Consider the following 25,686-nt stretch of genomic DNA (forward strand, 5'->3'; position numbering starts at 1 on the left):
CGTGATCTATTGTTGAGAAGAGAGCGGGATTTGAGGCGAAAAACCGGAGTCCACTTTTTCGTATCCCGCTCGAGGCATATTCCAAACAGATTGGTCGATCTATTCAATGAGAATATGCTCAGACTTTAAAACTTGAGCGATTTCTAATCGATCGAATGACCCCATTCGATCGGAAAGCGCTCTAATTCGCGTAGACGCCATCGATCATTCTTTGGGCGCATGCGCTCCAGGTATTTTTCTCGATAATCGACTTCCGGGCCGCGTCGAATTCCGGTCCCGGCAGATGCCGCGCGGCTTCAATGGCGGCCGCGATGGCGTTTGGATCGCGAATCGGGACGGTGACGGCGACGTCCCGCGACAGCAGGTCCCGCGCCCCAACATTCTCGGTAATCACAAGCGGCAGGCCATAGCCGAGAGCCTCGAACACGGTCATGCCGAACCCCTCGTCGATCGAGGGCTGAACGAAGACATCGGCCGTCTGATAGAGCTCCTTCAACCGATTGGGCAGGACCGGCGGAATGACCGTGATGCGCGGATCCTGAATCCGCTTTCGATAGGCGTCGGGCACGTCGCCGCGAATCCATAGCTCGGCATTTGGATCGTCGATGAGCTTAAAGGCTTCGACAAGATAGTGGATCCCTTTTCGCAGGAAGCTATTGCCGACCATCAAGACCTTGAAGCCCGCCTTCGCCCCAGGCGCCTTGGTCGGCCGCTCGAGATATTTGACGTTGCCGCCAAGCGGGTTGACGCGCACTTTCCGGATCAATTCCGGTTCCGTGTAGGAACTGGCGCTGAAGGTCGAAGGCGCAACGATGACATCGGCGAGGTGAAGCTCTTCTATGTTGCGTGCGAGCGCGCGCATGTCCTGCTCATGCGGAATGCCGAGCGCCTTGCCCTCTTCCAGCAGCAGATCATATTGAAACTGATTATGCGGACAGGAGCGCTCGACGCATAGGCGCCAGCCGGACCCCTTGAGTTTCTTGAATGTCGAGTAGCTGCTGCCGTTCCAGGAATGCAGGATTCCCGGCGTCTTCTTCGCCAGGCGCTTCGCCAGCCAATCGTCGAAGACCTCGAATCTGCGCTCATCCGTATATCCCACCGGAATATACCGGGAGAGAGCCGCCCAAACGGCGAGATCGAAGCGATTATGGAACGCCTTCTTGGAGACGTGATCTGGCGGATCGAGCTTTCTGTGAACGGAATAGAGATCGCCCAGACGAGAAAGCGCGGCGAATTCGGACGCCAGATGGTAAGCGTGGAACTTTCCCGCCACGGCAATGTCGATCCTTTGGACGTCGTTCATATCGTGTTCCCTGACTCGTGGAAATCTCGCCCTCAATCGAAGGCGGCCGTCGCGGCCGGGAGCCGCAGCAAGCCCCATCTTAAGCCGATCAAATCGGTCGAAGATCGACAAGCGCTGATGGATCGCCAAGGCTGCCCGCTCGCCGCGGCTGCCTCCGATTGAGACAAGCCAGCAAGCTCTAGACCTCCTTTATGTCGGATTTTCCGCACGCAGACCGCCGTCCCCTTAATATGACGGGGCTCTATCAGGTCCACTAGAGCGCTTTCGGTTCCGGCGGAATCAGAAAGCAGCTCTAGGTCTTTGTTTTGCCGCATTTTCTTAACGCGAACCGGCATCCACTTCGCTCGAAAATGCTCTAACCGAATGCAGCGCCGTTTGGCGCAAGAGGATCGCCGGGCGCGGACTTCAAGCGGCGCGAAAAATACCAGATCGCGTCGCCCCGTTCAATCGATCGGCGTCCGGGCTCGGAACGGCGCGGCCGCGCCGGCGAAGCGTCTCATTTGCCAGAAAGGCTCAAAATATAAGCGATGACCGCATCGGTCTCCGGCGCGCTCAAGATGAGATTGGGCATTTTCCCATGCGACGAGCGCAAGAAGACCTTCAGAGAAAGCTCATTGGTTGACGACATGCCCGCGATTGCGGCGAAGCTCGGCGCATCCTTGTTCGGGGAGCCTTCCGTCTCGCCTGGTTCGATCTCATGGCAAGCGCTGCAGACGTTTTCGGCGAGCCGGCGGCCCTCCGCCGGCTCGATCGACTGAGCCGCAGCAGGCGCCCGGGAGAGCGCCGCCGCGAGGCAAGGGGAGAGCGACGCCCCAAGACAGAAGCAGAGCGCCGCAAGCGGTCGACGATCGACCATCGCATCACCTCCCAGCGCTTGGCGGCGCCTGTGGCGAAAGCCGGTCCGCCGCCTTGAAATAGGCCCGCGCATGAGCGACCAGCGCGCCGTCGGTTGGATGATCGACGGTCTCGACGCCGGCGATGGCCTCCATCATCTTCGGATCGCGCCGCGCGATATGCTTGACAAGGGCCGTTTTCGCCATGCCCGGCCCGGTGATCAGCACAGCCTTCGATCCGCCAATAGCTTTCACGACGTCCTGGAGGAAGGCTTGGTCCTCCACTGCATCGCCGCTGCCGATCGCATCCGTCCGGTGATGAATATGAAGATGCTTGCCATGCGGATGAATGACCGTGGCGTCGACCTCCTCCGCATTGAAATGAAATACGCGCGCCTCGCGGTGGTCGATCCAGACCGCCGCGTGATTATGCTCTGTCATAATTATTCTTTCCAATCCTAACCACCGCCAATTCCAGGAGCGTTCGCGCGCCTGGGACCGCCTACCGCCCAAGGGATAAGGCGAAAGCTAGTCCAAGGGAATACGCGCCCTTTTGACCTGGAGCAATCCGGCGGCCAGGAAATCGCGGGAGGACGGATTGCTCAGAGCTTGCCTAAGAGGACAAGAATGAGCACCACGATCAAAATCGTTCCGAGCGCGCCCGAGGGTCCATAACCCCATGCGGTGCTATGGGGCCAGGTCGGAATGACGCCGATCAGCATCAGAATCAAAATGACGATGAGAATGGTTCCAAGCGACATATTCGCTCTCCTTTTTTGATAAATATGGCCACGAGGCGGCAAGCGGGGACCGAACGAAACTCGGCTCCGACACGGCGCCCGGGATCGATTCGATTTGGAGCCGGCCGTGGTCAGCGACCCCGGCGAGGCCTATCGTTGATGTCGCTCGCCGGCAGGTCGTCCTGCACGAACTGCACGAACCGCTTGCGTTGGCGGTCGTCTAGCAAGTCGTAGAGGGGCTGGGCCGCGTCGGAGATTTGCCGCAGATTGGCGGACTGCGTCGCCAGGGCGTCGGCCTCGCGGCGCATCGCTGCGATGTCGTCCGCCTGGACCGCGCCGTTCGCGTCCCGCCCTGAGCGAGCAGCAACGTCTTCATCCTCGATGGCCGGACGAGCCGCAGCGGCCGATGAAACGCTGGAGGCGCGGCCGGTTTGAAGGCCGCGCTCGCTGGCGAAGGTCTTGGCTCGGTTGACGGCGATATCGTGCAGCACAGATTCAAGACCGGGCCAATGCTTGGCCTGCTCGTCCGTAAGGCGAAGGCTCGCCTTGAGATTGGCGATTCGGGCGTCGGCCCGGTCGACGCTTTGGCCGACGGAGAGAGGAGGCGCTTCAGGCCGATGGCTCCGGCCATGAGCGGCATAGGCCGAAGGAAGAACAATGGCAGCCGCCATCCCTATGGTCGCAAGGCTGGATGCGAACCCTTTCCGCATGATCTCCTCCCTGACTCTTCGCGGCGTTCCGCATTTCTCGTCCAATAAGGTCGACAGGCGGACCGTTGCGCCGCGTGGCTAACGCGCGGCTGGGTCGCCGGTTCATTATTCAATCGCCACTCCTGAAAAATCAGAGGGATTCCGTTCGCCTCGTCCCGACTCTCGAGTTCAAGCCGCGGAAGGCAAAGGCGCGGGATGCGGGCGCATTCCATCGGATCGGAAAGAGCTCTACAGCTCGTCCATGGTCGCTCCCTCCTGGCTCTGGATCCTTTTCACCATCACGGCGGCCGGCGCGCAGACTCTCCGCAATGCGATGCAGCGCGACCTCATTCAGGCCCTCGGCGCCGCCGGCGCGACCTATGTCCGCTTTCTCTTCGGCCTGCCCTTTGCGCTCGGGTTTTTGGCCGCGACCTCGATAGCGGGGCGCGCGCCGCCGCCTCCGATCGATCCAACGGCTCTCGCCTGGACCGGCGTCGGCGCGCTGGCCCAGATTCTCGCGACCGGACTGATGCTCGCGGCCATGCGGGAACGGTCCTTCGTCGCAACGATCGCCTATACCAAGACCGAGCCCGTTCAGGTCGCCCTCTTCGGCCTGGTCTTTCTCGGGGATAGGCTCACCGGTCCGGCCGCGCTTTCGATCCTCGTTTCGACCGCCGGCGTGATGATCCTGTCCTGGCCGAAAGGATCGGCGAAAGCGCCCGGACCCGGAGCGTTCGCCGATTGGCGGCCGGCCTTGCTCGGCCTTGGCGCGGCCTCCTGTTTCGCTCTGTCGGCAGTCGGCTTTCGCGCTGGCATTCTCGCCCTTCACAGCCCGAATTTTCTGGTCGCTGCGTCAACCATCCTCGTCGCCGGCCTCATCATCCAATCGGCGCTGATCCTCGTCCATCTCGCACTCTTCGACAGGGGCTTGCTGAGATCGGTGCTCGCCGCCTGGCGGCCCTCGCTTTTCGCGGGCTTCATGGGCGCGCTGGCTTCGCAATTCTGGTTCCTGGCCCTCGCCATCGACACGGCCGCGCGGGTGCGCACGCTCGGGCTCGTCGAGGTGATTTTCGCGCAAATCGTCACGCGGCGCCTGTTCAAGCAGGGAACCACGGCGCGCGAAGCGATCGGCATGGCGATGATCGTCGCCGGCGTCGGCGCGCTGCTCAATTCCTGACGCCGCCGGCTTGGCTTGGCTTGGCTTGGCTTGGCTTGGCTTGGCTTGGCTTGGCTTGATCTCGGCGCGACGAAAGACCTTCCGTCCAGCCGCCTTGAACTTCACGCTTACATAAGCTGTTAAGGTCACAACTTTATGACAAAATAGACTTATAGGCTACTACTGCATATATAAAGTAAGTTTAGCTGCCCCATATCAGCATGTATATGGCCATTTTTGGATCACATAAGCCATGCAATGACAAAGCTATTCGGCGCTATTGCCGGATATGTGCCTTGTCATGGAGCATGAATATTGAAGACGCTTATCATAACATTTATCGCCGTTCTTATTTCATCGGCGGCGGCGCAGGCTCAAAGCTGGAGCGGCAAGGCGTCGTACTATGGCGCGCGGGGCCACATGACTTGCGCGCATCGATCGCTTCCTTTCGGAACTCATGTGCGCGTCACCAATCTCTCGAACCGCCGTTCGGTGGTGCTCGTCGTCAATGACCGGGGACCCTTTATTGCGGGGCGGATCGTCGATGTTTCGACCAGCGCCGCCGAGGCGCTCGGATTTCGCCGCGCCGGCGTCGTCAAAGTGACGATGGAGACGGTCTCGAATTGACGCTGAAACTCTGTGGATTGGCCGCGCGGGACGATCCAGCTCCCGCCGGCCGCAAGGGCTTCCGAGAAAGCTGCGTCATCTCGCCGCTGCGCAACCTCGCCGCCAAAAAAATCAGCTCCAGGCCGGCGACGGAGAGTTGACAGAATGGCGCCGCGGAGTCCGCCCCACATGCGGCCAGAGGCTGGCTGAAAAAGCCGTCAAATTCGCCAATTCCACAACCACTGGTCGCAATTGTTCGCTGCCATCAATATATTGGGGTGAACAAACAAGCATTCCGCGCGCGTCGGCGATTCGGATGCGATTCGTTCGTCTCCCGTTCGGAAGGTAAAGATCCGTGCGCGGGACCGCGCCATTGTGGTACATAAGGGCCAGGGTCGGCGGCCCGGCGCAACGCGCGCCGTTCACGCCAGCGGCTCTGACGGGCGCCATGCGGCCCCACTCGAAAATGCGCGGCTGCAAGATATTTAAGGGAGATCGGCCATCGCCCGCGACTCGGATCCCGCGACTTGGCTTCCCGCGACAAGACCCCCGCGCTTTTGCTCCTTCGCCGATTAACCAATGAACATTTCTTTTCCGGCCGCCAAACCGCATCCGCATCAGCGCGCCAGGGGCGTCAGCCTCCTGCTCGGGCCAACCAATACCGGCAAGACGCATTACGCAATCGAGCGAATGCTCTCCCATTCGAGCGGAATGATCGGCCTGCCGCTGCGGCTTCTTGCGCGCGAGGTCTATAACCGCGCCGTGGAGAAGGTCGGCGCGGCTGCGGTCGCGCTCGTCACCGGCGAAGAGAAAATCAAGCCCAAGGCGCCCCGGTATTGGATCTCGACGGTCGAGGCCATGCCGCGCGACCTCGACCTCGCCTTCGTGGCCGTCGATGAAATTCAGCTCGCCGCCGATCTCGATCGCGGCCACGTCTTCACCAACCGCATCCTGAATCGGCGCGGGCGCGAGGAGACCCTCCTCATCGGCGCCGCCACGATGCAGCGTCCCCTGCAGGAGCTGCTGCCCGGCGCAAGAATTCTCACCCGGCCGCGCCTGTCCAAGCTCAGTTTCGCCGGCGACAAGAAAATGACCCGGCTGCCGCGCCGCAGCGCCATCGTCGCCTTTTCCGCCGAAGAGGTCTACGCGATCGCCGAATGGATTCGCCGCCAGCGGGGCGGCGCCGCCGTCGTGCTGGGGGCGCTCTCGCCGCGCACCCGCAACGCCCAGGTCGAGATGTTCCAGAACGGCGATGTGGATTACATCATCGCGACCGACGCGATCGGCATGGGCCTCAATCTCGACGTCGACCATATCGCCTTCGCGGCCGACCGGAAATATGACGGCTGGCAGCACCGCCGCCTGCATCCGGCGGAATTCGGCCAGATCGCCGGCCGTGCGGGGCGCCATCTTCGCGACGGCACATTTGGCACCACCGGACGGTGTCTGCCCTTCGACGCGGAACTGGTCGAAGCATTGGAGGAGCATCGGTTCGAGAGCGTGCGGATGTTGCAATGGCGCAACGCCGATCTCGATTTTTCCTCCCTGAGGGATCTCATCGCCTCGCTTGACGTTTCGCCGAAGGAGCCGGGGCTGACCCGCGCTCCGCTCGCCGAGGACCAAATGGTTCTCGACATCGCGTCGCGCGATGAAAAAGTCGTGCGGGAGGCGAAGACCCGCGCCGATATAGCGCGGCTCTGGGAATGTTGCCAAATTCCGGATTATCGTAAGCTCTCGCCCACCGCGCATGCGGACCTTGTCTTGTCGGTCTTTGGATTTGTCGTGCGCGCGGGCCATATTCCGAACGATTGGCTGGCGCGCCATGTCGGGGCCCTCGACCGCGTCGATGGCGACCTCGACGCCCTTTCCGCGCGGATCGCGCAGGTGCGGACTTGGACATTTATCGCCAACCGTTCCGACTGGCTCCTTGATCCAGAGCATTGGCAGGGCGTCACGCGTCAGGTAGAGGACACATTATCGGACGCCTTGCATGAACGTCTCGCCCAAAGGTTCGTCGACCGGAGGACGAGCGTTCTCATGCGCCGCTTGAGAGAGAACGCCATGTTGGAAGCGGAAGTCACCACGAGCGGCGACGTGATGGTCGAGGGCCAGCACGTCGGCCAACTGAACGGATTTCGCTTCACGGCTGATCCACTGGCCTTGGGCGAAGCCGCCAAGGCCCTCAACGCCGCCGCGCAAAAGGCCCTGGCGAGCGAAATCGAGGGCCGCGCGACCAGAGTCCACGAGGCGGTCGACGAAGCTTTCGTTCTCGCCAACGACGGAATCATCCGCTGGCTCGGCGAACCTGTCGGCAAGATCGCTCCCGGCGCGCATGTGCTGGAGCCCCGCGTTTGCGTCCTGGCCGATGAGCAATTGTCGGGCCCTATGCTGGAAATGGTGCAGCGTCGCCTCGATCTTTGGCTCGCCCAGCATGTCAAGAAGCTCCTCGGTCCGCTCAAGGATCTCGAAACCGGCGAGGGACTCGAGGGAATCGCTCGGGGAATCGCGTTCCATGTCGCCGAATCGCTCGGCATTCTCGAGCGCGCCCGCGTCGCCGACGACGTCAAGAACCTGCCGCAGGAGGCGCGCGCCGCCTTGCGGAAATTCGGGATCCGCTTCGGCGCCTATCACCTCTATCTGCCAAATCTTGTGAAACCTGCCCCACGGGCGCTGGCGGCGCAGCTCTGGGCGTTGAAAAACGGCGGCGTCGATGAAGTCAAGGGCCTCGACGACGTTCCCCATCTCGCCGCTTCCGGCCGGACGTCTTTCGTCGCCGACAAGGACGTCCAAAAGGGCTTCTATCGCGCCGCCGGCTTCAGGATCTGCGGCGATCGGGCGGTGCGCGTCGATATTCTCGAGCGCCTCGCCGATCTGATCCGCCCGGCGGTGGCCTACCGTCCCGGCGTGACCCCTGGCGATCCGCCGACCGGCGCCGCCGACGCTGACGGTTTTGTCGTCTCGGTCGCGATGACCTCCCTCGCGGGCTGCTCGGGAGAAAGTTTCGCCTCGATCCTGCGCTCCCTCGGCTATGTCCTCGAGCGGCGCAAAGGCCCCGCCATCACCACGCCTTTGCTCCCGATGGCGCCGACCGAGCCGCTCGCATTGCGCGAGTCGCCGCCCGTCGAAACAAGCGAGCTTGCGGCGGAGGGCGCCCCGCAAGCGGAGGCCCAATTTGACGCCCAAATAGAGGTCCAAGTAGAGGTCCAAGTAGAGGTCCACGCCCAAGAGCCCGTGATCGAGGCCGCCGGCATGGAAGCAGAAGCCCCGCTTGGCGAAGTGTTGCTAGGCGATGTCCTGGCCGCAAGGCCGGGGTCTTGCGCCGAGGAAGCGCCGCCGACCGTAGCGGAGGACTTACCCGAGGCCGCAGCGGCGCACGCGCCGAACGCGCCGATAGAGGACATGGCGCAGGCGAAAGGCGAAGCCCCGGAGCCGGCGGACGCGGCGGCGCCGGCAGATGCCCCGGGCGAAGCGGCCACGGATGCAAGCTCGGTTGCCGCGACGGAGTCCGAGCAGGATGGCGCTGTGGCGGATTTCGGCGCGGTCGAAGACGCGGCTGCGTCAGACCCGGTCGAGCCGGCGCTGATCGAAGTCTGGCGGCCGCATCGGCAGCATCATCACGCCCGCCGCCCGGAGCCGCGCGCAGCTAAAAAGCCAGAGCGGCGCGAAAATGCGCCGATCGCGGCTGACGCCGAAGCCGCAGCGGCGGCGCCGGACCAATCGGCCCAGCCGGGACCGCCGCGCGAAAGACGTCGCACGGAGCGAAGCGGCGATCGGGGACGAGCTGGAGCCGAGTCCCGGTCCGCCGGGCCCGGTGGCGCTTCGAGCGAAGGGCGCCAAAATGGCCATAAGGACGGACGCCCGCCAAACCGCGGCCCGGCCAAAGGGCGTTTCGAGGGCCAACGCGACCGGCGCGAAGGCGGCGGCCCCTCTCGAGGCGCGGAGGACCGCCGGCACGGACATGGCCACGGACCTGGCGCTCAATTCGGAGCCAATGAGAAGAGATCGAGCGAACGGGCGCCCGATCCCAATTCGCCTTTCGCCAAACTTCTCGTGCTGAAAGCGCGGCTAGAAGAAAAAAACCGGCCAGATAGCTGAGATCCCAGAGTGATTGCCGCTGTTGCGATTATCAAACACCGCGCCGTTGATTTCTTTTCACGATGCAATTCGAAGAGCTGGCGCCTTTTCGGGATTGCGCGTTAGGACTATGGTGAGAATATTCTTGTAATTTAGCGATGCGCGGAATATTCGCGCGGTTTTGCGTTGGAGACCGCAGATGGGCAACCGATTGGTCCTGCACCTCGCCGCCGCGCTCCTCTGCGCTTCGCCGTCCCTTGTCTTGGCCCAAACCGCCGACCCCGTCATCAATCGAGGCGGCGGCATCGCTGGCACTGGTCTGGGCGTGGGAGCAGGCGCCGCTGGATCGCAGACAACGGCTCCTCCGCTGGCCAATCGAGCGCGTTCGCCGGCGGTGATCAGCGGGACCGGCCATATCGGCGCTGGGACTGGAGGCCTCGGTCTTGGAATGGGGAACGCGACGGGCGGCATCTCGGCCACCGCCTTCGGCGCCGGAAGCGGCGGCCTCGCCAACGGCACAAGCTGGGGCAGCGATACCGGCGGCGTGCAGGGCGTCGGACGCGGCCTCGGAGCTGGAAGCGGCGGCCTCAACGACCAAATCTCGATCGGCATCAATACCGGGGGCATCCAGGGCAGCGCGATCGGCGCCGGCACTGGCGGGACCAGAGATCTCAATACTCTCGGCGCCTCCACCGGCGGCACGAGAGAAGGCAATAACGCGCCGCGATTTCGAGTCGTCCAATAGAGCATGATCGTCGCAAGCCGACGGAACACGCTCTATCTCCTTATTTTAGCTGGCGCTCCGGCAAATATCCGCAATCTTTTACAGAAAGAGCGCTTGGCTGGCCCGCCGAGCGGGGACGCGCCAATCGCGTCGCATCCCCTATGATTTGCCCTTTTTGACTGTCGCGGCGTACGCGACTTTACGCCCCCTCGCCCACGGGATTGATCTTGCGCGGCGGGCCCATCAGCGCCGGCTGAAACAAGATTGCCGCCGCCAGCGTGCAAACCAGCGATAGGGCCAGCAGTTTGCCCATACTGGAGGTGCCCGGATGATTGGACAGCCACAGGCTGCCGAACGCCGTCGCGGTGGTGAGCGCGCTGAAAAAAACCGCGCGGGTGAGGCTCGATTGCAAGAGATTCGTCGTGCCCGCTCGCCACGCCATCACGAAATAGATCTTGAAAGCGACGCCAAGGCCCAGAAGCAGCGGGAGGGCGATAATATTGGCGAAATTGAGCGGCAAGCCGATCAGGACAGTGATTTCAAGCGTTACGACTCCCGCGAGCAGCAAAGGCACGAGGGTGAGGAGCACGTCCGAAATCCGGCGCAAGGCAATCAGCAGGAGAATGCTGATCGAGGCCAGAGCCCAAATGCCCGCCATGATGAAGGCGTGTACGACCGTCTTGCCCGATTCCTGAATGGCGATCGGCATGCCAGTGGCTTGCGGATCGATCGCCTGAACCGCCTCGCTGAAGCGCACCAGGGTTTCATTATCGTTCGCATCGCCTTTCGGCGCGACAGAAATGCGGGCGCGGCCGTCCGGGGTCACCCAATCGCGCGCCAGATTCGGCGGAATCGAGGCGATCGTCACCTTCTGCGCGCCCAATGAGGCGCGAAGGAGATCGAGCATCGTATGCAGGCTGGGCAGCAGGGCGGCGCGGGCGGCCTCCCGTCGCTGCGGCGGCGCCTCCGCCATTTTACGCATGAGCGCGGCGAGATGACGGGCGTCGTCGGCGCCCTTTCCAACGCCGTCGCCAGCTGTCGCGCTGAAGGCGGTGGCGGCCTTCTCCATCGCCGCGATATCCTCGGCGTCGCTCGGCGCCAGCCGGGCGCGGCGCGGATCGAAAATATAGGCCAGGGCCGTGCCCGTCTTTCGGATGATCGCGAGCTTTGCGTCCTGATCGTCCGGAACGAATGTTTGCAAAGTTGTGACGCGGGCGACTTCGGGCAATTGGCTGAGACGCGCCGCGAGCGGCCCGGCGGCCGCGAGCGATGGGGCCAGGACGTCAATGGTATTGGTTCCGGTCGCCGGATCTTTCATCAGGTCGAGCAAGGTGGAGACCGATTCGACCTTGCTGCTGCGCAAATTCAGCGGATTGAAATCGAAATGGAGGTTGCGCAGCAAAGGCGTTCCGGCCAAGGCGATGGCCAAGGTTCCGATGACGATTGCATAGCGGTGATCGGCCATGAACTGATCCACCGGGGCCAGGAATGGATAGCCCACCGTCTCTTGTTCCGCGGGAGGGCGCAACACGGCCAGCAAGGCGGGCAGAACCGTGATCGCCGAAAAAAAGGCGATGAACATGCCGGTGCCGGCGATGAGGCCAAGTTCGGAAACCCCGCGGTAATCGGTGGGCAGAAAGGAATAGAACCCGGCGGCCGTCGCCGCCGCCGCGAGCGCCAGAGGCCGTCCGGCCTTGGCCGCCGCATGCCGCAATGCCTGGTTGAAATCCGGCTCCTTGTAGCGTTCTGCGCGGTAGCGCACGCTGAACTGAATGCCGAAATCGACGCCGATCCCGACGAACAAGACGGCGAAGGCGACCGAAATCAGATTGAGCGCGCCGACCATCATGAGCCCGACCGCGGCCGTGATGGCGAGGCCGACGACGACGCTCAAGGCCACCGCCAACACGATGCGGCCCGATTTCAAGGCCCGCCAGATGATGAAAAGCACGATCAGGGCGGTCGCCGCGCCATTGACGCCAGCGCCTTGCTCGACGGTGGCGAATTCTTCGTCGGCGAGCGGCACAAGCCCCGTCAGCCTGACCGTTACCCCTGTCTTGGGAGAGAGGCCGAATTCATCCGCGCTCTGCCGGATGAAGTCCGACGGGATGGCTCCAGGCTTCAGCGCCTCGTAATCCAGGACCGGCTTCACCTGAATGAACCGGCGCAATTCGCGCGGATCGGGGGCCTGCGCGCTCAGCAGCGTCCGCCAGGAAAAGAACGTCGGCCGCCCCGCCAGCAAACCATCGAAGGCATCGGCGAGCGCGACCATCGGCCGATCGAAATCATCAAGGGTCCCCGCCTTTGCCTTGACCCCCCGGTTGATGAAGGAAAACGCCTCCATCAGCCCGCGCAAGCTCGGGTCAGAGGCCAGTGCGGCCAGGAAGGGCTGGGCGCGAAACAGTTCTTCCGACGTGTGCTTAACGTCGGAGAGGGGCATGAACAACAGCCCGTTCTGATTGAAAAACGGCCCCCCTTCCGGCCGCAGGACTGATTCGTAAAGGTCGGGGCGGGTCGCCAGCCTTTCGGTCAGCCGCTGCGCGGCTGATTCGGCCAGCTCGGGCGTCGCGCCATCGATCACGACGACAATCTGATCCTTACGCTGCGGGAAGGCTGCGTCCATTGCGGCAAGATCTTGCCGCCACTGCAGTTTAGCCGAGATAAATTCGTTCGTATTCGTGTTGATCTTGAAATGCGTCCTCGCATATTGCGCGGAGGCGATTGTCGCTGCTATCGCCAAGGCAAGCACAAGCCATTTGAATCGCCTGCATATTGTCACTATCGCGACAATTGAGCTTGAAATTGGCCCTGAAGACGCCGGCGCGGACGAAGAATCTTGGACTTTACTGTCTGGTGATATGTTCATGCGTTGCTATCGCCAATCGAAAAATGCCAAGCTATAGCTTTGTTGTTGAATAGCTGGCGCATTGGGTTGAAAAGCTTACGTCACGGCAAGTACCGATCTCCACTATTCTGGGGAGCGCCGCGGCTCTCGACGTGAGAGTTGTTTGACAAGTCCTTGTCGCGGCTACAAGCTGGAATAGGAGTTGAGATAAGGTATCGCCTGCTTGTAAGGGCTCATTTGGTTCGGCGCTAGGCAAATTTCATGAAGGTAATCTTGGCTCAACCGCGCGGTTTCTGCGCCGGCGTCGTCCGCGCGATCGAAATCGTTGAACAGGCGCTCGAAAAATATGGCGCGCCGATTTATGTCCGGCATGAGATCGTCCACAATGGCTATGTCGTCGAGAGCCTCAAGGCAAAAGGCGCTCGATTCGTCGAAACCCTGGCCGAGGTTCCTCATGGCGCCCGCACCATTTTCAGCGCGCATGGCGTCGCCCGCTCCGTCGAAGAGGAAGCCGCCGCCCTGGGCCTTCCCGTGCTCGATGCGACCTGTCCGCTGGTCGCCAAGGTCCATAGCCAAGGCGAGCGTTACGTGCAACAAGGCCGGACGGTCGTTCTGATCGGCCACGCCGGCCATCCGGAAATCGAAGGAACGATGGGGCGCATTCCAGGTCCGGTCTATCTGGTCCAATCCGAAGCCGACGTGGACAGACTTGGGCTTGCCTGCGACGCGCCGCTGGCCTATGTGTCTCAGACGACGCTGAGCGTCGATGACACAAAATGCATCATCGCCGCTTTGAAACGCCGGTTTAGCGACATTGTCGGACCGGAAACCAAGGATATTTGTTACGCAACGCAGAATCGGCAGTCCGCCGTGCGTGAACTCAGCCGGCTTGTCGACGTTATTCTGGTCGTCGGCGCCAAGAACAGCTCGAATTCGAACCGGTTGCGCGAAATCGGCGCCGAAGCCAAGGTGCCGGCCTTTCTGATCGCCGACAGGTCGGAGCTCGACCTCGAGATCGTGCGGGGTGCCAAGGCCGTCGGCGTCACCGCGGGAGCCTCGGCGCCGGAAATTCTGGTCGAGGAGATCATCGAGGCCCTGCGCGGCCTTGGTCCGATCGAATTGTCGATGCTGCCGGGGGTTGAAGAGAATATCGAATTCAAGCTGCCGGCCGAGCTTGTCGATCGTCGCGTTTGACGCCCCGCGCTTGCCCGGCGGCTTTGCGACCAAGAAAAATGCAACATACAAAACGTTAGTCTAGACAGCGCTGGAGCATGTCTTCAAGGCGTCGCGGCCTTTTAGGGATTTGCTCCAGCCAACAGCGTCAACCTCGGGGGTCAGGCATTGGGAATACCGCTTCTTCAAATGGCTCAGATCGGGGCCTATGTGGTCCGACAGCGCCTGGCCGGGCGCCGGCGCTTTCCGCTCGTCCTCATGCTCGAGCCCCTATTCCGCTGCAATCTCGCCTGCGCGGGCTGCGGCAAGATCGATTATCCCGATGCAATCCTCAATCAGCGCCTCCCCCTCGCCGATTGCCTCGCCGCGATCGATGAATGCGGCGCGCCCGTCGTCGTGATCGCCGGCGGCGAGCCTTTGCTGCACAAGGATCTGCCGGAAGTCGTCGAGGGCGCCATCGCGCGCGGGAAATTCGTCACGGTCTGCACCAACGCCTTGCTGCTGGAAAAGAATCTCCATCGCTATAAGCCGAGCCGCTATTTCAATTGGTCGATCCATCTCGATGGCGATCAGGCGATGCACGACGATGCGGTCTGCCAGACCGGCGTCTTCGATCGCGCCGTCAATGCTCTGAAGCTCGCCAAACAGCGCGGATTTCGCGTCACCATCAATTGCACTTTGTTCAACAACGCCGAGCCTGCCCGGGTCGCAGCTTTTTTCGATGCGGCGTCGACCCTCGGCATCGAAGGGATCACCGTTTCGCCGGGCTATGCCTATGAGCGCGCGCCCGATCAGCAGCATTTTCTCAATCGCGAGAAAACCAAGAACTTGTTCCGGCAAATCTTTGCGCTGGGCAAGGGCGGCAAGGCCTGGCCCTTTTTCCAATCGACGCTCTTCCTCGACTTCCTCGCCGGCAACCGAACTTATCATTGCACGCCTTGGGGCAATCCGACGCGCACGATTTTCGGCTGGCAACGCCCCTGCTATCTCCTCGGCGAAGGATATGCGGCGTCTTTCAAGGAATTGATGGAAGAAACCGACTGGGACGCCTATGGGACGGGCAATTACGAAAAATGCGCCGACTGCATGGTTCACTGCGGCTTCGAGGCGACCGCCGTCGAGGACGCGTTCAGCCATCCGCTGCAGGCGCTTGGCGTGGCCTTGCGGGGCATTCGCACGCAAGGTCCGATGGCGCCGGACATTCCGCTAGACCTGCAAAGGCCCGCCGATTACGTCTTCAGCCGGCATGTCGAGCATAAGCTCGCGGAAATCGGTGAAGCCGAGGGCCCCCGCAAGCAGCTTTCGGCCGCGGAATAGGGCTTCGAAAGCCGCCCGCGCATCGAGCGCCGTCTGAAAGAGCTGAGGGACTTGGCGCGGATCGCGTAGGAGCGAGCGCGCCACTGCCCCCAGGGCGAGAGTTCCATCCGACTGCATGCCGACCAGAGCGGCATGCGGCAACCGCCGTTCGGCGGGGTCGGCAACGACGCGGAGCGCCGCGAAGGGAAGCTGATAGGCGGCGGCGACGCGCGCGGCGATATGCGACTCCATATCGGCGACGAAGGCGCCCGTCTTGACATGCAAAGCGCGCTTGGCGGCATGGTCGATCACCGGCGAATCGACGCCGGCCATGTCGACGATCGGCGCGCCGCCGAGCGCCGCCGAAAGCCGCCGCGACCAAGCCGGATCGCCGTAATAACGCTCCCCGTCAGCCGCGATGATCGAGCGCGCTACAAGGGAGGATCCCGGAATGAGGCCCGGCGCAAGTCCGCCCGCCACGCCAAAACTGATAATGGCCGATGCGTTGTTCGCCGCTGCCTTCTCGAGCGCGCGCGCCAGAGTCGCGCCATCGCCGCCGCCCGACAGAACGAGGACTCGCGGCCCGGCCGCAAGTTTGGCTTCCGCCCGCAGGCCGGTGACGGCGATCACCGGCATGCCGGCTATATCCCGAATTGCGTCGAAGGCTGATTGCCGCGCTTCAGATTGCGGTAGCGCGCCATCGCCCAAAGCGGGAAGAACTTTGAATAGCCATGATAGCGCAAATAAAAGACCCGTGGAAAGCCTGTCGCGGTAAATCGCTCTTCTTTCCAAAACCCGTCTCCCGCTTGCGCGCGCGCAAGATAGCGCATGCCCGCCGCAATCGCTGGATCGTCAACGATGCCGGCCGCCATCAGTCCAAGCAATGCCCATGCCGTCTGCGAGGCGGTGCTCGGGGCCGGGCGATAGCCCGCGTAATCCATCGCGTAGCTTTCACCGCCTTCGCCCCAGCCGCCATCCACGTTCTGGATGCTTTTCAACCAGGCGACAGCTTTTTGCACCGTTTGCCTGCCTGGGTCCAGCCTAATAGCGTTGAAAGCGCAAAGGACCGACCATGTCCCATAGATGTAATTCATCCCCCAACGGCCGAACCAGCTGCCGTCCTTTTCCTGAACCTTGACGAGATAGCCGACGGCGCGCGCGAGGGCGGGATTGCGATCCGGCGTCTCGCCAAACTGGCCCAGCATGGAGATGCAGCGCGCAGTGACGTCCGCTGTCGGCGGATCGAGCAGAGCGCCGTGATCGGCGAAGGGAATCGCGTTTAGATATTCCCGGTCATTGTCGGAATCGAAGGCGCCCCAACCGCCATTGGCGCTCTGCAGGCCTTCGATCCACTCGCGCGCCCGAGCGATCGCCTCTTTGTAAGTCACATCATTGTGATCACGGTCGGACGCCGCCGGCCATCCGCCGGCCGCGCGGTCCATCGCCATGGCGACGACAGCCGTATCGTCGAGATCGGGATAATAGGCGTTGGCATATTGAAACGCCCATCCGCCGGGACGGACGTCGGGCTTCTGCGCCGCCCAATCGCCGGCGACGTCCGTGACCTGCAACGGGACAAGCCAGTCGAGCGCGGCCCGCAGGCGCGGCGCGACCTCGTCGCCGCCCGCCTCCATCAACGCGTGACAGGCCAATGCCGTGTCCCACACCGGCGAGACGCAAGGCTGGCAATAGGCCTCGTCTTCCTTGATGACCAGAAGCCTGTCGATCGCGGCCAGAATCTGGACCATCCTAGGGTCCGATCTTGGAGCGCCCAGCGAATCGAACATCATCGCCGAATAGGCCATCGCCGGATAGATCGCGCCGAGCCCATCCTCGCCGTTCAATCGTTCGGTCACGAAGGCGACCGCCTTGTCGATTGCGCTTCGGCGCCAGGATGTCGGAAAATAGGGCTCGGTCCAGCGCAGAAGCTGGTCGATCCCGGCGAAAAGAGCGGTCCAGGGAAATTTCTGATGCGGCGCGCCCGGCCAATGGCGGACCTCCTCCAGCGGCGCGACGAAAAGCTCGTCGATCGCGATCTTGCGCGGATTGCGCGCCTTCGGCTTCAAGGCGTGCACGACCATCAAGGGCGCGAGCACGGTGCGCCCCCAATAGGAAATCTTGGTCAGATGGAAGGGAAACCAGCGCGGCAGATGCATGATTTCGACTGGCATGACCGGGACGCCGCGCCAGGGCAGCGCGCCATAAAGCGCCAGCAAGGACCGGGTGAAGACATTTGTCGAGGCGGCCCCGCCATGCGCCAGAATCGCCTCCCGCGCGCGCCGCATATGCGGCGCCTCGGGCGAATCGCCGATCATTTTTAGGGCGAAATAGGCCTTCACGCTGCTGCTGATATTGAACGCGCCCTCGGCGAAGAGCGGCCAGCCGCCATGCCCCGCTTGCCGGCGCCGCAGATAGGCGCCGATCCTGGCTTCGAGCTCGTCCGGGATCGGCTCGGCCAAAAAATGCCGGAAAAGGATATACTCGGCCGGGATCGAGACATCGGCCTCCAATTCGAAGACGAAATGCCCATCCGGCCGTTGCTCGGCGAGAAGCGCCGCGCGCGCGCGGGCGAGCGCCGTTTCGATCTCCGCGAGCGAGGGTTCCAGCGCGGCGGACGCCTCCGCTGCGCTCACGTCGCCCACCATAGCAAACCGATCCGCCACAGCCGCCCCGCCTCTTCGTTCAGTGCGTGAATATTCATTTCATTTGCATGATCGCGTCAGCCGCGCGATTGCCGGAGCGAATCGCGCCTTCGATCGTCGCCGGCAGGCCGGTCGCCGTCCAATCGCCGGCAAGCGCGAGATTGGCATAGGCGGTTCGCGCGCCAGGGCGGCGCGCGTTTTCTTCCGGCGTCGCGGCGAATGTCGCCCGTTTCTCCTTGATGATTTGCCACGGAGGCAGCGGCTTTTCAAGCTGCGTCGCCTCCGCGACCTCCGCCCAGATCGTCGCGGCGAGCTCTTCGCGCGCGACATCGAGAAGCCGGTCGGCGCCGCTGATCGTGACCGAGAGGCGATCTTCGAAGGAAAACACCCATTCGATCGTCCCGTTCACGACGCCGAGAATGGCGGGGACATCCTTTGGCGGCGCGATCTTGAAATGGGCGTTCACGATGGCCCGGAAGGATTGCGGCGCCTGCAGGTTCGGCGCGAGATCCTGCGCGACCGGCGCCGGCGCCGCGAGAACGACTTTGTCCGCTGCGCCGAGCGCCGCCCGCGCATCGCCAAAGTCCAGCCCGGCGATGCGATTTCCAGAAAACTCGAATCCGCGCAGCCGATGATCGAGACGAATGTCCGCGCCGATTCGCGTGAGATGGGCGATGGCCGGCTCGATGAAGGCCGCTGAGAGGCCATGCGCGACGAGCGGACGGCAAGCCCCGCCGCCCTTCGCCAAGGTTTCCCGCACGATGGCCGCCGCGAGATGGGAGGAGCCCTCGCTTGGCTCGATGTTCAGCGCGGCGAGCAGAAACGGGCGCCACAGCCGCTCGTAAAGCGCGCCCTCGCAAGCCATCACCGCGCCGATGGGCCGGTCCTTTCCGGGCAGAAGCAAAGCGAGCAGCGCCAGATAATCGCGCCAGTTCGCGCCGGGCGGCCCCCTGCCCTCGACAAAGATCCACCACGGAATCGGTCCGGCGTTCGGGCGCACCCGCCAGCGCTCTTTAGTGGCGAGATCGACAAAGGAAAAATCGGCCTGCGCCGGACCGGACAACCTATCGGCGCCTCCGATCGTAGCGAGGAAATCCAGCGCGGCGCGATTGCCCGACAGAAGCAAGTGATTGCCATTGTCGATCACCATGCCGAGCGTCGCATCGAAATAGGACCGGCAGCGCCCGCCCGCCTGACGCGCCGCCTCATACAGCACGATTTCGCAAGGCTCCCCGGCAAGCCTCACCGCCGCGGCGAGCCCCGCGAGGCCCGCCCCTATAATATGAACGACAGGCTTTGCCATCAAATGAGGCCGTAGCGCAGGACCGCCAGCAGGACGCGCCGTTTCGATGTGCGGATTCTTGCGCGCGGCGGGGCGAACCGGGTTTCGCTCAAATCGGCGAGAATAGGCTGATAGACCTCCGCCATGATCCGAGGCGCCCGCACGCTTTGGCGCGGACAGCGCGCCATGATCGCCCGCGCCTCGTCGAAATGATATTGCGCGCGCGCGATGACCGGAGCGCAGGCTGCGCCAAGCGCGGGATGCGCCAGAACCGCTTGCGGATCGGTCTCGAAAATTCCTGCGTCGATCAGGGCCTCGCGCGGCAGATAGAGCCGCCCAATCGCGGCGTCCTCATCGAGATCGCGCAAAATATTGGTGAGCTGGAAAGCGCGGCCCAGATGATGGGCAAGGCCGGGACCCTCCTGCGGCGGAACCCCGAAGATGCGCACCGAAAGGCGCCCCACCGCGCTGGCGACGCGGTCGCAATAAAGGTCGAGGCGCACCCAATCGGGCGCCTGAATATCGGCCTCGACATCCATCTCCATGCCGTCGATGATGGCGATGAAATCCTCGCGCCGCAGGTCAAAGCTCTCGATCGCCGTCAGGATGCCGCGCAGGCGCGCAGGCGGCGCATCGCCGGCGTAAAGGGCGTCAATATCGCTGCGCCATTTGGCCAAGGCCGCGAGGCGCTCCGGACGCGGGCCGCCTTCGTCGGCGATATCGTCGACGAAGCGGCAGAACGAATAGATTTCGAACATCGCCTCCCGGCGCGGGCGGGGCAGAATGCGCATCGCCGCGTAGAACGAACTGCCGCGCGAATGGGCGGCGGCATCGGCGTCGACCGACTCCGAGGCGGCGCCGTTCATGCGCCACCGACCGGCGTCGGCGCCGGCTGACGCGCAAAACCCGCGAGGCAGGACAAGATCCCGGCGCAGGAATAGGCGATGAAGCCGGGCTTGCTCAGATGCACCTTCTCGCTCAAGGGATCGCGCTCGAGCAGAAGCGCATTGAGTTTTTGCGCGAGCCGGGCGATTGCCGCCGTCTCGAGACGCAGGCGAAAATCCTGAACCAGAGGCGGCAGTCCAGCCCCCATGTCGACCAAGGCTGCGTTCCTCATCGCCAGATCCTTGAGCGCGGCGCGCAAGGCCGGCGAAGCTCTTTGCGCCCCGAGCGCATCGACATCGGCGCCATGCGCGGCGAGGGTCTCTTGCGGAACATAAACGCGATCGAGATTGCGGTAGTCGGCGGCGCAATCTTGCAGATGGTTAATGACCTGCAGCGCCGAACACAAAGCGTCCGATGCGGGCCAAGTCGCCTCGCTCTCGCCATGCACGTCGAGAACGAAACGTCCGACCGGCGCCGCCGAATAGGCGCAATAATCCATCAGTTCGGCCCAGGTCGCATAGCGGCTCTTGACCGCGTCCATCCTGAACGCGCGCAAGAGATCCAGCGCGTGGCGCGGCGAAAGCTTTTTGGCCTCGAGAACAGCGCGCAGAGGCTTGGCCGCCTCGATCCGATCGCTGCGCCCCAGCAGCGTCGCCTCGAATGCGTCGAGGCCGGCCAGCTTTTCGTCGGGAGAAAGCGATCTATTGTCGACGACATCGTCGGCCCCGCGGGCGAAGCGGTAATAGGCGAGGATCGCGGCGCGATATTTCGGCGCGATGAGCCTTGAGGCGACGGGGAAGTTTTCTTGCGTATGCGTCTTCGAGGGTTCGATCGTCGCCACAGCGCTCATCGCACATATCCGTTTTGCCGGAACCACGCCAAAGCTTCGGCGAGCGCCTCGAGATAGGGCCTCGCCTTGTAGCCGAGGTCGCGTTCGGCCTTGGCGGATGAAAAGAACATGTGATGTTTTGACATCCGCAATCCATCGATGGTCACGAAAGGCTCGCGCCCGGTGACATGGGCGCTCGCCTCGGCCGCGAAAGCCAGGGGATAGACCAGCCGGCGCGGAATCCGAAATCGCGGCGGTTTGCGGCCGGTGAGCCTGGCGATGTCGCCAAGCATGGCGGCAAGCGGGGCGTCCTGACCGCCAAGAATATAATGCTCGCCGATCTTGCCGCGCCACAGCGCCGCGAGATGGCCGCTGGCGACATCGTCGACATGCACGAGATTGAGGCCGGTATCGACAAAACCGGGGACGCGGCCCAATGCCGCCTCGACGATGATCCGCCCGGTCGGCGTCGGCTTGATGTCGCGCGGACCGATCGGCGTTGACGGATGGACGATGACGGCGGGCAAACCCTCGCGCGCGATCATTGTTTCCACAACCCTTTCGGCGACAACCTTACTTTTCTTATAGGCGCCGATCGCCTCCGATTCGTCAAGGCGCGCGGTCTCGTCGGAGGCCCCGCCATCGGCGGCGCAGGCGATGGTCGCGACGCTGCTCGTATAAACGATGCGCTCGACCCCCGCCTTAAGGGCGGCTTGCATGAGGTTTAGCGTTCCATCGCGATTGGTCCGCATGATCTCGCGCGGATCGCGGGCCCAGAGCCGATAGTCGGCGGCGACATGGAGCAGATAGCGCGCGCCGTCCATCGCCCGCGCGATGGACGCAGGCTCGCACATGTCGCCCTCGGCGACTTCAACATCGAGATTGGCGAGATTGGCTCGATTGCTGGCCGGACGCAGCAGCGCTCGCACGCGATAGCCGGACTGGACCAGGGCATGCGCCACGGCGGAGCCGACGAAGCCCGAGGCTCCCGTGACCAGAACCATGTCGCCCGCCACTTCGCCGCGCCTCTCTAAAGGAATCCCAAAACCGCTTTACACCAGTATGCGGATGGGGAATATCACCTCTCCCGCCGTTTCAGCAACCAGCCGTGGGCAGATTTGGCCGTCTGGCCGCCGATCGCGCTAAAGTGCCTGGATCGGCAAGCGCGCCTGCGATATGCCCGTTGGCGCCGCCGGCCGCGCGACCGCCCTCGGCCTTCGCCGCGCCGCCAACGCCCGTTTAGAAAATCGAACCCGAGGCCACTATGAACGCGATCGCCGATCTCTCCGCCGCGGAACGCGAAGCATTGCGAGACCGGGTCCGCGCCGACTACGACGCCTTCCGGGCGCGCGGCCTCAAGCTCGATATGACGCGCGGCAAGCCCTCCCCCGAACAGCTTGACCTCGCCAATGGCATGCTCGCCTTGCCCGGCAATGGCGACTACTTGACCCAGTCGGGCGAGGACGCCCGCAATTACGGCGGCCTGCAGGGCCTGCCCGAAACGAGGGCGCTGTTCTCGCATGTGCTCGGAGCGCCGCAGGACCGCATCGTCGTCGGCGACAATTCGAGCCTCGCGCTGATGCATGATTGCCTCGTCTTCGCCCTATTGAAAGGCGTCCCTGGCTCGGCGCAACCCTGGTCCAAGGAGCCCTCCCCCGCCTTCATCTGCCCGACGCCAGGCTACGACAGGCATTTCGCGATCTGCGAGGAATTCGGCGTCCGCATGCTCCCTGTCCCATTAACGGGACATGGGCCGGACATGGACGCGGTTGAGGCTCTCGCTCTCGATCCGGCGGTGAAAGGCATGTGGTGCGTGCCTAAATACTCGAACCCGACCGGGGAGATCTATTCTGACGCGACGATCCGGCGCCTCGCGTCCATGCGCGCCGGCGCCGCCGATTTCCGGCTGTTCTGGGACGACGCCTATAGCGTTCACCATTTGACGGAGCGCCGGCATCAAATCTTGAACATTCTCGATGAATGCGCCCTTGCCGGATGCCCGGACCGCCCCTTCGTCTTCGCCTCGACATCGAAAGTCACGCTGGCGGGAGCCGGGCTCGCCCTTTTCGCCGCCTCGCAAGCCAATGTCGCCTGGTTCCTCGCCCGGATCGGCAAGCGCACGATCGGCCCGGACAAGTTGAACCAGTTGCGCCACGTCCGCTTTCTTAGGGACGAAGAAGGCCTGCGCCGCCACATGGACGCGCATCGCGCCTTGCTCGCCCCAAAATTTGCCGCCGTTCTGGAGGCGCTGGAGCGCCATCTTGCGGGATTTGGCGTCGCCCGCTGGAGCGCGCCGGAGGGCGGCTATTTCATCGCCGTCGAGGCCTTGGGCGGCGCCAAGCGCGTCGTCGAACTCGCCAAGCAAGCCGGCTTGGCATTGACGCCGGCGGGCGCGACTTGGCCTTATGGCCAGGATCCGCACGACAGTTCGCTGCGGCTTGCGCCAACCTTTCCAACCCTCGATGATGTTCGCATCGCTTCGGAAGGCATAGCGCTTTGCATTCTGCTGGCGGGGATCGAGGCGCTCTGCCCTGTTGAGGGCGCGCTCGGAACGCAATGAACGCCCCGCAGCGCGTTCATTGCGTCGCCAAATCCTCGCCGCAGGGCTTTCGCGCCGCTGAAAAGCTCTGCTTACGATCAAAGATCTTGCTATAGTCGACCAATGATCAAACCTGTCTCCCCTCCCGGCCTTTCCACGAAATCCTCGCAAAAGCCCTCGCCCCGCGCGCTATTGCCGCTGCTGCCTTACGTGCTGCGCTACAAGGCGCGAATCGCCGGCGCCCTGCTTGCCGTGACGGTCGCTTCCGCGGCGACCCTCGCGGTGCCTCTCGCAATCCGCCGCATGATCGATTTCGGCTTTTCCGTCGACAGCGCCGGCGTGATCAATACCTATTTCTTCGCGCTGATCGGCGTCGCCGGCATTCTCGCGCTCGCCTCCGGATCCCGTTATTATTTCGTGACGACGCTCGGAGAACGCTTCGTCGCCGATCTCCGGACGGATGTTTTCAAGCATCTTTGCCGTCTTGACGCCGGCTTCTACGACACCGCGCAGACCGGCGAGCTTCTTTCGAGGCTCACCGCCGACACCACGCAGATGAAAACCGCCTTCGGCGCGACCGCGGCCTTGGCCCTGCGCAATTTTTTCCTCTTCCTCGGATCGATCGCGCTGATGGTCTATTCGAGCCCGAAGCTTTCGGCGGTGGTGCTGATCGCCATTCCGGTCATCGTCCTGCCGCTCGTCGCCTCGGGGCGCTCCGTGCGCAAGCGGTCCCGCAAGGCGCAGGACACGCTCGCCGAGGCGAGCGCCTATGCCGGCGAAAATCTCGCCGCGGTCCGGGTGATGCAGGCCTATGGCGCGGAACCGGCGACCAGCCAGCGCTTCGGCGCTGCCGTCGAAGAAGCCTATCGGGCCGCGCGCAATGCCGCCGCCGCCAGAGCCAGCCTCTCCTTCGTGGCGATCTTCCTGATTTTCGCCAGCATCGTCGGCGTCCTGTGGTTTGGCGCGCAGGACGTCCTCGCCGATCGCATGACGGGCGGCCTATTGTCGCAGTTTCTGCTCTACGCCATTTTAGGCGCGAGCGCGCTCAGCGAATTGAGCCAGGTCTGGGGTGAAATATCCTCGGCCTCGGGCTCCGCCGGACGCATCGCCGAAATTCTCGCCGTCCAGCCGACCATCCAAGCGCCTGTTCCGGCGGCCATCCTGCCCTCGCCGAGCCGGGGCGACATCCGCTTCGAACATGTCGATTTTTCCTATCCGACCCGGCCTTCGGACGCCGCTTTGCACGATCTCTCGTTCAAGATCGCGGCGGGCGAAACCGTCGCCATCGTCGGCCCCTCAGGCGCCGGCAAGACGACTTTGTTCCAGCTTCTTTCCCGGTTCTATGACCCGACTTCGGGCCGCATCCTGCTCGATGGCGTCGACATCAAGACCGCCGATCCGGCCGAGTTGCGGCGGCGGATCAAAAGCGTGCCGCAGGATCCGGTAATCTTCAGCGCCTCGATCGCCGACAATATCCGCTATGGCGCGCCGGAGGCCAGCGACGAGGCCGTGCGCGACGCCGCCCGGCGCGCCGCCGCCGACGATTTTATCCGCGCCCTGCCCGAGGGCTATGCGACCCGCGCTGGCGAACGCGGGGTCACCCTGTCGGGCGGCCAGCGCCAGCGGATCGCCATCGCTCGGGCGATCTTGCAGGAGGCGCCGGTGCTGCTTCTCGACGAAGCCACCTCCGCGCTCGATTCCGAAAACGAGGTCCTGGTCCAGACAGCGCTCGAAAAGGTGATGTCGGAGCGCACGACGCTGGTCATCGCGCATCGCCTCGCGACCGTTCTCAACGCCGACCGCATTCTGGTTCTGGAGAATGGCCAATTGGTTGAGGAGGGCGTGCATGCGACCCTGGTCGCCAAGGACGGCCTCTATGCGCGCCTCGCCAAGCTTCAATTCGAAACCGGCGCCGCGGCGCTCAAGAACGGAGAGAGCGCAGCGGCCGAGTGAGCGCCGGAGCGCCTCCCCATCGGATGGACTCATTTGATCGAACGGGAACCACTCAGATTCGAAGAGTTGGAGCATGTTCTTATGAGACATCGGATATATCCGATGTCTCAATATCGA

Annotated in this window: 20 protein-coding genes; 8 read left to right on the plus strand and 12 right to left on the minus strand. The window is 63.4% G+C overall.

Going from position 1 to position 25,686, the window contains the following annotated elements:
- Nucleotides 1–181: 181 nt before the first annotated feature.
- From DL86_RS05250 to DL86_RS05270, 5 genes are all read right to left on the minus strand, one after another.
- Complete coding sequence (locus tag DL86_RS05250) at nt 182–1,303, minus strand: glycosyltransferase family 4 protein (RefSeq protein WP_036258946.1); 1,122 nt, start codon at nt 1,301–1,303, stop codon at nt 182–184.
- Between the two features lie 496 nt (nt 1,304–1,799).
- The gene (locus tag DL86_RS05255) at nt 1,800–2,159 is read right to left on the minus strand and encodes a c-type cytochrome (protein WP_036258948.1); all 360 of its coding nucleotides are present in this window, start codon (nt 2,157–2,159) and stop codon (nt 1,800–1,802) included.
- 4 nt (nt 2,160–2,163) lie between these two features.
- Nucleotides 2,164–2,577 (minus strand): hypothetical protein, encoded by a 414-nt coding sequence (locus DL86_RS05260; RefSeq protein WP_036258950.1) that lies wholly within the window; start codon nt 2,575–2,577, stop codon nt 2,164–2,166.
- A 161-nt stretch (nt 2,578–2,738) separates the two neighbouring features.
- Nucleotides 2,739–2,897, minus strand: coding sequence for a DUF3309 family protein (locus tag DL86_RS19135; protein ID WP_036258952.1), 159 nt, complete (start codon nt 2,895–2,897; stop codon nt 2,739–2,741).
- 110 nt (nt 2,898–3,007) lie between these two features.
- Nucleotides 3,008–3,586 (minus strand): Spy/CpxP family protein refolding chaperone, encoded by a 579-nt coding sequence (locus DL86_RS05270; protein WP_156964488.1) that lies wholly within the window; start codon nt 3,584–3,586, stop codon nt 3,008–3,010.
- A gap of 241 nt (nt 3,587–3,827) precedes the next feature.
- Here DL86_RS05270 and DL86_RS05275 point away from each other — a divergent pair, with 241 nt between their 5' ends.
- The 4 genes from DL86_RS05275 (at nt 3,828) to DL86_RS05290 (ending at nt 10,146) form a co-directional block, all read left to right on the plus strand.
- Nucleotides 3,828–4,742, plus strand: coding sequence for a DMT family transporter (locus tag DL86_RS05275; RefSeq protein WP_036258954.1), 915 nt, complete (start codon nt 3,828–3,830; stop codon nt 4,740–4,742).
- Nucleotides 4,743–5,036: 294 nt separating this feature from the next.
- The gene (locus DL86_RS05280; RefSeq protein WP_036258956.1) at nt 5,037–5,348 is read left to right on the plus strand and encodes a septal ring lytic transglycosylase RlpA family protein; all 312 of its coding nucleotides are present in this window, start codon (nt 5,037–5,039) and stop codon (nt 5,346–5,348) included.
- A gap of 558 nt (nt 5,349–5,906) precedes the next feature.
- Nucleotides 5,907–9,422 carry a helicase-related protein gene (locus DL86_RS05285; RefSeq protein ID WP_036258961.1) on the plus strand — a complete coding sequence of 1,172 codons (3,516 nt, stop codon included), beginning with the start codon at nt 5,907–5,909 and terminating at the stop codon, nt 9,420–9,422.
- Nucleotides 9,423–9,600: 178 nt separating this feature from the next.
- On the plus strand, nt 9,601–10,146 hold the full coding sequence (locus DL86_RS05290) for a hypothetical protein (RefSeq protein WP_036258964.1): 546 nt from the start codon (nt 9,601–9,603) through the stop codon (nt 10,144–10,146).
- Between the two features lie 178 nt (nt 10,147–10,324).
- Here DL86_RS05290 and hpnN read toward each other — a convergent pair whose 3' ends face one another.
- Nucleotides 10,325–12,991 (minus strand): hopanoid transporter HpnN, encoded by a 2,667-nt coding sequence (gene hpnN / locus DL86_RS05295; RefSeq protein ID WP_084572717.1) that lies wholly within the window; start codon nt 12,989–12,991, stop codon nt 10,325–10,327.
- Between the two features lie 240 nt (nt 12,992–13,231).
- On the opposite strand from hpnN, the gene ispH reads away from it, so the two are divergent.
- A complete protein-coding gene (ispH, locus tag DL86_RS05300) occupies nt 13,232–14,164 on the plus strand; it encodes a 4-hydroxy-3-methylbut-2-enyl diphosphate reductase (protein WP_036258971.1) in 933 nt (310 codons plus the stop codon).
- 147 nt (nt 14,165–14,311) lie between these two features.
- Complete coding sequence (gene hpnH / locus DL86_RS05305; RefSeq protein WP_036258974.1) at nt 14,312–15,460, plus strand: adenosyl-hopene transferase HpnH; 1,149 nt, start codon at nt 14,312–14,314, stop codon at nt 15,458–15,460.
- On the opposite strand, the gene DL86_RS05310 is transcribed toward hpnH, so the two are convergent.
- Genes DL86_RS05310 through hpnA form a run of 6 tightly spaced genes read right to left on the minus strand, consistent with a single transcriptional unit; the run spans nt 15,350 to nt 22,081 of the window.
- On the minus strand, nt 15,350–16,075 hold the full coding sequence (locus tag DL86_RS05310) for a phosphorylase family protein (protein WP_051952735.1): 726 nt from the start codon (nt 16,073–16,075) through the stop codon (nt 15,350–15,352). The genes hpnH and DL86_RS05310 overlap by 111 nt on opposite strands.
- Before the next feature lie 5 nt (nt 16,076–16,080).
- Complete coding sequence (shc, locus tag DL86_RS05315; protein WP_036258976.1) at nt 16,081–18,084, minus strand: squalene--hopene cyclase; 2,004 nt, start codon at nt 18,082–18,084, stop codon at nt 16,081–16,083.
- Nucleotides 18,085–18,136: 52 nt separating this feature from the next.
- On the minus strand, nt 18,137–19,384 hold the full coding sequence (gene hpnE, locus DL86_RS05320; protein WP_036258979.1) for a hydroxysqualene dehydroxylase HpnE: 1,248 nt from the start codon (nt 19,382–19,384) through the stop codon (nt 18,137–18,139).
- Nucleotides 19,384–20,229, minus strand: a complete 846-nt coding sequence (gene hpnD / locus DL86_RS05325) for a presqualene diphosphate synthase HpnD (protein WP_036258982.1) — start codon at nt 20,227–20,229, stop codon at nt 19,384–19,386. The genes hpnE and hpnD overlap by 1 nt, the downstream gene beginning before the upstream one ends.
- Nucleotides 20,226–21,098 (minus strand): squalene synthase HpnC, encoded by an 873-nt coding sequence (gene hpnC / locus DL86_RS05330; RefSeq protein WP_036258985.1) that lies wholly within the window; start codon nt 21,096–21,098, stop codon nt 20,226–20,228. Before hpnC ends, hpnD begins: the two co-directional genes overlap by 4 nt.
- The gene (gene hpnA / locus DL86_RS05335; RefSeq protein WP_036258988.1) at nt 21,095–22,081 is read right to left on the minus strand and encodes a hopanoid-associated sugar epimerase; all 987 of its coding nucleotides are present in this window, start codon (nt 22,079–22,081) and stop codon (nt 21,095–21,097) included. The genes hpnC and hpnA overlap by 4 nt, the downstream gene beginning before the upstream one ends.
- Nucleotides 22,082–22,341: 260 nt before the next feature.
- Between hpnA and DL86_RS05340 the strand changes: the two genes are divergently transcribed.
- Entirely contained in the window at nt 22,342–23,637 is a 1,296-nt protein-coding gene (locus tag DL86_RS05340; RefSeq protein WP_036258992.1) for an aspartate aminotransferase type Ic, read from the plus strand.
- Nucleotides 23,638–23,739: 102 nt separating this feature from the next.
- Nucleotides 23,740–25,569, plus strand: a complete 1,830-nt coding sequence (locus DL86_RS05345; protein ID WP_051952736.1) for an ABC transporter transmembrane domain-containing protein — start codon at nt 23,740–23,742, stop codon at nt 25,567–25,569.
- Nucleotides 25,570–25,686 lie beyond the last annotated feature (117 nt).

Source organism: Methylocapsa aurea (assembly GCF_000746085.1).
Taxonomy (GTDB): domain Bacteria; phylum Pseudomonadota; class Alphaproteobacteria; order Rhizobiales; family Beijerinckiaceae; genus Methylocapsa; species Methylocapsa aurea.

Coding starts and splice junctions, on each gene's coding strand:
- DL86_RS05250 (WP_036258946.1), bottom strand. CDS start 1,303: ATGAACGACGTCCAAAGGATCGACATTGCCGTGGCGGGAAAGTTCCAC.
- DL86_RS05255 (WP_036258948.1), bottom strand. CDS start 2,159: ATGGTCGATCGTCGACCGCTTGCGGCGCTCTGCTTCTGTCTTGGGGCG.
- DL86_RS05260 (WP_036258950.1), bottom strand. CDS start 2,577: ATGACAGAGCATAATCACGCGGCGGTCTGGATCGACCACCGCGAGGCG.
- DL86_RS19135 (WP_036258952.1), bottom strand. CDS start 2,897: ATGTCGCTTGGAACCATTCTCATCGTCATTTTGATTCTGATGCTGATC.
- DL86_RS05270 (WP_156964488.1), bottom strand. CDS start 3,586: ATGCGGAAAGGGTTCGCATCCAGCCTTGCGACCATAGGGATGGCGGCT.
- DL86_RS05275 (WP_036258954.1), top strand. CDS start 3,828: ATGGTCGCTCCCTCCTGGCTCTGGATCCTTTTCACCATCACGGCGGCC.
- DL86_RS05285 (WP_036258961.1), top strand. CDS start 5,907: ATGAACATTTCTTTTCCGGCCGCCAAACCGCATCCGCATCAGCGCGCC.
- DL86_RS05290 (WP_036258964.1), top strand. CDS start 9,601: ATGGGCAACCGATTGGTCCTGCACCTCGCCGCCGCGCTCCTCTGCGCT.
- hpnN (WP_084572717.1), bottom strand. CDS start 12,991: ATGAACATATCACCAGACAGTAAAGTCCAAGATTCTTCGTCCGCGCCG.
- ispH (WP_036258971.1), top strand. CDS start 13,232: ATGAAGGTAATCTTGGCTCAACCGCGCGGTTTCTGCGCCGGCGTCGTC.
- DL86_RS05310 (WP_051952735.1), bottom strand. CDS start 16,075: ATGCCGGTGATCGCCGTCACCGGCCTGCGGGCGGAAGCCAAACTTGCG.
- shc (WP_036258976.1), bottom strand. CDS start 18,084: ATGGTGGGCGACGTGAGCGCAGCGGAGGCGTCCGCCGCGCTGGAACCC.
- hpnE (WP_036258979.1), bottom strand. CDS start 19,384: ATGGCAAAGCCTGTCGTTCATATTATAGGGGCGGGCCTCGCGGGGCTC.
- hpnD (WP_036258982.1), bottom strand. CDS start 20,229: ATGAACGGCGCCGCCTCGGAGTCGGTCGACGCCGATGCCGCCGCCCAT.
- hpnC (WP_036258985.1), bottom strand. CDS start 21,098: ATGAGCGCTGTGGCGACGATCGAACCCTCGAAGACGCATACGCAAGAA.
- hpnA (WP_036258988.1), bottom strand. CDS start 22,081: ATGGTTCTGGTCACGGGAGCCTCGGGCTTCGTCGGCTCCGCCGTGGCG.
- DL86_RS05340 (WP_036258992.1), top strand. CDS start 22,342: ATGAACGCGATCGCCGATCTCTCCGCCGCGGAACGCGAAGCATTGCGA.
- DL86_RS05345 (WP_051952736.1), top strand. CDS start 23,740: ATGATCAAACCTGTCTCCCCTCCCGGCCTTTCCACGAAATCCTCGCAA.